This is a genomic window from Mesorhizobium sp. M7A.F.Ca.CA.004.04.2.1, assembly GCF_004022825.1.
Classification (GTDB): Bacteria; Pseudomonadota; Alphaproteobacteria; order Rhizobiales; family Rhizobiaceae; genus Mesorhizobium.
On sequence record NZ_RZPH01001167.1, the window covers coordinates 1 to 1730 of the forward strand.

General features: G+C 65.4%; 2 protein-coding genes. Both read right to left on the reverse strand.

Annotation, left to right across the window (positions count from 1 at the left end; translation table 11 throughout):
* The coding region (locus tag EN893_RS32540; protein WP_164901328.1) for a glycosyltransferase family 2 protein at positions 1-855 on the reverse strand (855 nt) is incomplete at its 3' end.
* On the reverse strand, positions 845-1730 hold an 886-nt coding region (locus EN893_RS32545), incomplete at its 5' end, for a glycosyltransferase family 2 protein (RefSeq protein WP_164901329.1). The genes EN893_RS32540 and EN893_RS32545, both read right to left, overlap by 11 nt.

The window sequence follows — 1730 nt, forward strand, 5'->3', positions numbered from 1 at the left end:
GAGCGGGGACCGCGCCTTGATGTGCTGTACCAGTGACAGAAACGATGCCGCCTTGCGCAGGCTGCGGCCGCGCCGTGCAAACGCGGCCTGCGCGGCCTCATCCATCCGATGGGTTTGAGCGAACACGGCATCCGCCCTGCGCATCGCTTCGACGTGGTGAAGCTCGAGCACGCGCGAGATGGAGCCGCTGCGGATATGATAGGCATAGCCGATATCGGGCTCGACGACGCATTTTCCGCCCTTGGCCAGGGCGCCGGCAAACAGGATGTAGTCTTCGCCGATCCTCAGCTTTTCGTCATAGCGAAGCCGGTGTTCGTTCAGGAACTCGCGCTGGAAGATCGGCTTGAGATAGCCGAGGTTGAACTTGGATTCGAAGACGACGTTGCCGGCGATGTAGGTGGCCAGCGAAATCTCGCGCAAGCCTTCCAGATATTGCCGCGGAAACATCGCGTCCTCGATGACGCCGTCCTCGCGAACGACCTGCAGATTGTCGACGGCGATCTGGGCATCCGCGCTTTCGGCACGAGCGATCATGGCCGCGAGCCGGCCGGGAAAGACCGCGTCGTCGGAATCGAGAACCGCGATCCATCTGCCGCGGGCGGCGTCGAGGCCGGCATTCCTGGCGCCGCCAGGGCCGCGGTTGCTGGCCAGGGCGACGACACGGACGATATCCCCGGGGTAGGCCCGCGCCACGTCGAGCGTCGCATCGCGCGACTTGTCGTCGACGACGATGATTTCGACGCTGACACCCTTCTGGGCGATGGCGCTGGCAATCGCCCGATCAAGGGTCGCCTCGGCGTTGTAGGCGGCAATAACGAAGGAAACATCCGGGACAGAGCTGACGTCAGGCTGCACGCTTGCCTCCCTCCTGTGGCGACGGCTGGCCATAGAGGCGAATTTCGCGGATGCCGACGAGGCCGCTGACGACACCAACATGCATAATGCCGCGCAGCACGCTGCGGTTCCTGCGGACTGGACTGACGACGACCGGAAGTGCCGAGGCGAAGCAATAGATGGCCTTTGCCGAGGCCAGGCCGACCTGCTTGACCAGGCCGATGCTGCTGGCGCTACTGCCCAGGAGATGGCCATGCGTCTGGCCGACGCGAAAGCGGCGGCGGCCGAGCCATTCGAATGCCGCCCTTGAGCGCGGCACCACCTCGTCGACCCACGCCTTGGGCGCGAAGGCGATGCGGCCGCCGGCCTTGTGCATCTGGTCGAAGAATTCGGTGTCCTCGCCGCCGGTCTGGCCACGCGCCAGGCTGAAGCGGCGGCCGCGCAGGCTGTCCGAGCCCATCCGCAGCAGAACATTGCAGGTGTAGCCGGTGCGGATCTCGCCGCGCACCCAGATGGGCAAGGTCGAATGGAAATCGCCGCGCCGCATCCAGTCCGGCGCATCCGGGCGATAGCGCGCCCTGACCGGGCCGAGCACGACGGCGACACCGCTTTGCTGCGCCATCGCGACCAATTCAGCGAGCCATTGAGGCGTGGCCGTTTCGTCATCATCAATGAAGGCGACGAAATCCGCTGTGCTCGCATCGAGGCAGGCATTGCGGGCGATCGAGATGTTGCGCGCCGGGGCATGCCGATAGTGGATCGGCACCGTCAATTCCCGCGACAGCGCCGCCACCAGGTCACGGGCCGTCGGGGTGTCGTCATTGTCGGCGACGATAATGCGGATATCGAATCCCGCCGGCATCTCCATGGCGTCGAGCGAGCGCAGCGTGTCAGCC